Origin of the sequence: Candidatus Endomicrobiellum pyrsonymphae (genome assembly GCF_020328025.1) — a bacterium.
GTDB classification, from domain to species: Bacteria; Elusimicrobiota; Endomicrobiia; order Endomicrobiales; family Endomicrobiaceae; genus Endomicrobiellum; species Endomicrobiellum pyrsonymphae.
In genome coordinates this window covers 1-2,891 of sequence record NZ_JAIXMZ010000099.1, presented here as the reverse complement: position 1 = coordinate 2,891, position 2,891 = coordinate 1, and the positions used below count along the sequence as shown (strand labels likewise).

Sequence of the window (2,891 nt, the reverse complement as noted above, 5' to 3'; positions counted from 1 at the left end):
ATTTCTTGTTAGCTGCCATTAGTTTGGCAACTTCACAATATGCAACGGCATATTCTAAGCTACCTTTTCTTTTCCTGTGTAAAAACAATGTTTCTTCACCTGGGCAATCTATTTTTGGTATCCAACCTCTAGTCATGACATCAGTTCTGTTCGGATTTATACAAGCATAATCAGAGTAATAAATATTCAAATTTGACTTATTAAGTTTCTGTATCTCGTTGAACAATTTAACTTCTTCAAGGGCAAATTCAGAATAGTCGTCTTTTATTTCTTGAGAACAAGGATAAGATGTTCCAGATACAATAAATTTTGACAGTCTGTAATCACCACCATTTAATGTTTGAATTATATTATATATTCTCTGCGCTTCATCATTTCCTTGATTTTGATGCATAAAAGTCATATCAATGCAACATATTATTTTTGATCTGTTGCTAGAAGAGATTATATCAGACAAATCTTCTTTATAATTTTGGTCAGATATAGGAAATCTATAGAGGAAAATATCAAAGTTTTCTGAAAGGAATTCAACTTGTTTTTTTAAATTTATTTTTGCTTCTTCAATAGTTTTTGAACCTTCATCAGAAACCTGTAAAACTGGAATTATTTTAGAAAATCTTTTTTCAAATATATTAGATACTGACACCATTTGGAATAACCGTTTTCAGAATTTTGGAGGTCTATTATTTTATCATTTGAAAGTTTTTCATCATTTGTTAAGTCTAAAAAAAATGCTCTATCCTTTCCGAATGCTTCCTCAATCTTATCTATTCGTTTATCTAATGGCAACTCTATGACTTGTTTTTCTTTTTTTATTCTTGTTTTTCTATATCTTGTTAATTCAAATAACGGAGTTATTGAATCCTTTGTCTTTTTAAACAAGTTTAAAAAACCTTTCATCTCGGCATCACCTGTTTTGATTATAGGGACATAATTTAAATCATTTGTCATAGTCCGTGTCCTTCTAATCCTAAATGCTTAGCTCTAACTCTTAATGCCAATGCTGATACCCCAAAGTAGTCTGCAAGATCTGATATTTTCGTCATTCCGCTTTTAATCTGCTCCCGGAAAATATTCTCGGGCATTAAAATTTCTCCTGCAAATTTGTTTGCGGCATATTCTTCTGAAGAAACGGCTATTCCACGAAAAAATACAACATCTTCAAATGACGTTTTTTCATATCTATGTAGACAATAATGAGCGATTTCGTGCGCGATTGTAAATCTCTGTCTTGTCTTAGAATGTTTGCTATTTACGTAGATAATCCATTTGTTATTGTTATCTCTAATTTCTCTTTTTAATGCGCCGGGAATTTCATTGTTTAACGATCCATACCTAATATCAAGTCCTAACGCTTCTGCTAATTTTTCAACAGCAAGAGGCGCGGTTTGAATATTCTTATCTCTTATTAACCTTAAAACATCATCAGAAGTGTTGTAAATACCACTGTCAGTAGAAGCAGAGCGATTAAATTTTCTTATTATGGCCACTTATGCCCCCTTTAGTGATTTTCATTTTTATCAGCTGTTCCAACATTTTCAACCGGTAGCGTTATTTTACCATTATCTTTCTTTTCTTCAATACTTTGAAATGTTGTAACTGCATCTTCCAATCGTTTAATTTTTTCTTGTAGCTCTTTAATTTCATCATACATCATTTCTTCATTTTTCAGTTTGGTCTCCGTAGCCCCATCTCTTGTATCTTCTTTAAAAACCTTTTCAAGCTGGACTTTTAGATGTGATTTAAAAAAATCATCATCCATTGCAGATTTATCGCCGATAGTGTTTTTAAACCCTGCCATGTACCGTAAATAGTCAGACAAATTCTTTGCGCCGAGCCTTTGTGCTTCTCCTAGCATGTGATTAAATTCTTCTTCAGAGACGAGAAACTGTACCATACGCCTCTGCTTTTGGACAAATTTACGAAACGGATTTAGATTAGTCATTTTTTTTCTTCCCCCTTGTAGTTATTTTGCTCATTTTGCGTGCTCCCATTTAGCCTTCCCGTTTTCTAGCACTGTCTTGATTGTTTTTATTATCGCCGACAGTACAGGACACAGTTTGCCGTGATTGCCTGTGCAATTGCCTTCTCGAGGGCACGAGTCTATTACTTCTGCTTTATTCACCTCATTCTCTACATCTGATTTTGATATATTTCGTAAATATATAAAGCCTATCCATGTAACTATAACAATAAATATTGACAACACAGTTATAACAGTATTATAAAAATTTGATAAATTATCTATGAAAGACCCTTCACTATCTATTTTTATGACAGTATTATTATTTTGAGGAACTGAAATTGATTGTATCTGGTTCACGGAAGTTTCTAACGAGCGATTAAAACTACGATTGCCAGGATAGGCAAGTAACAAAATCGCCTAAGCAAAAAAAACGACAAATAACCTAGATATCCTGAGAACGCAATTCACTTCAGATTTAAAGCATTTGCATTTTTTAAACATTGTGACAAGAACCTCTTTAGTCTAGTTGAGTATATCATTTTTAAGCTTCTATTCAAAATTTTACTATTTACATTAGAACATTATCTAGAATCAAAAATATCCTTTAAAATGCCATGACATAATTGTGGATTTAAGTAAGAAATATGCAACGGATCTAAAGCAAAGTTTACTTTATTAGAAAACAGATTATCGCTTTTTAATTTTTCAACGAACCCAATAATTTGATTAAAATTTTTCTTTGATAATGCTGTTATAACTGTGTTGTCAATATTTATTGTTATAGTTACATGGATAGGCTTTATATATTTACGAAATATATCAAAATCAGATGTAGAGAATGAGGTGAATAAAGCAGAAGTAATAGACTCGTGCTCCCATTTAGCCTTCCCGTTTTCTAGCACTGTCTTGATTGTTTTTATTATAG

At 32.0% G+C, this 2,891-nt stretch carries 5 protein-coding genes and 1 pseudogene; all 6 read right to left on the bottom strand.

Features of this window, described 5'->3' with window-relative positions; genetic code table 11:
- Positions 1-649: pseudogene (locus tag LE180_RS06590) on the bottom strand (hypothetical protein); the annotation flags it as partial.
- A complete protein-coding gene (locus LE180_RS06585) occupies positions 604-951 on the bottom strand; it encodes a hypothetical protein (RefSeq protein WP_374134658.1) in 348 nt (115 codons plus the stop codon). The gene LE180_RS06585 and the pseudogene LE180_RS06590, both read right to left, overlap by 46 nt.
- Positions 948-1,490 carry an ImmA/IrrE family metallo-endopeptidase gene (locus tag LE180_RS06580; protein ID WP_374134657.1) on the bottom strand — a complete coding sequence of 181 codons (543 nt, stop codon included), beginning with the start codon at positions 1,488-1,490 and terminating at the stop codon, positions 948-950. Before LE180_RS06580 ends, LE180_RS06585 begins: the two co-directional genes overlap by 4 nt.
- An 11-nt stretch (positions 1,491-1,501) precedes the next feature.
- On the bottom strand, positions 1,502-1,945 hold the full coding sequence (locus LE180_RS06575; RefSeq protein ID WP_374134656.1) for a hypothetical protein: 444 nt from the start codon (positions 1,943-1,945) through the stop codon (positions 1,502-1,504).
- Positions 1,946-1,975: 30 nt separating this feature from the next.
- Complete coding sequence (locus LE180_RS06570) at positions 1,976-2,323, bottom strand: hypothetical protein (protein WP_374134655.1); 348 nt, start codon at positions 2,321-2,323, stop codon at positions 1,976-1,978.
- Positions 2,324-2,547: 224 nt separating this feature from the next.
- Positions 2,548-2,891, bottom strand: a 344-nt coding sequence (locus LE180_RS06565) for a hypothetical protein (RefSeq protein ID WP_374134654.1), incomplete at its 5' end; no start/stop codon positions are given.

Coding starts and splice junctions, on each gene's coding strand:
- LE180_RS06585 (WP_374134658.1), bottom strand. CDS start 951: ATGACAAATGATTTAAATTATGTCCCTATAATCAAAACAGGTGATGCC.
- LE180_RS06575 (WP_374134656.1), bottom strand. CDS start 1,945: ATGACTAATCTAAATCCGTTTCGTAAATTTGTCCAAAAGCAGAGGCGT.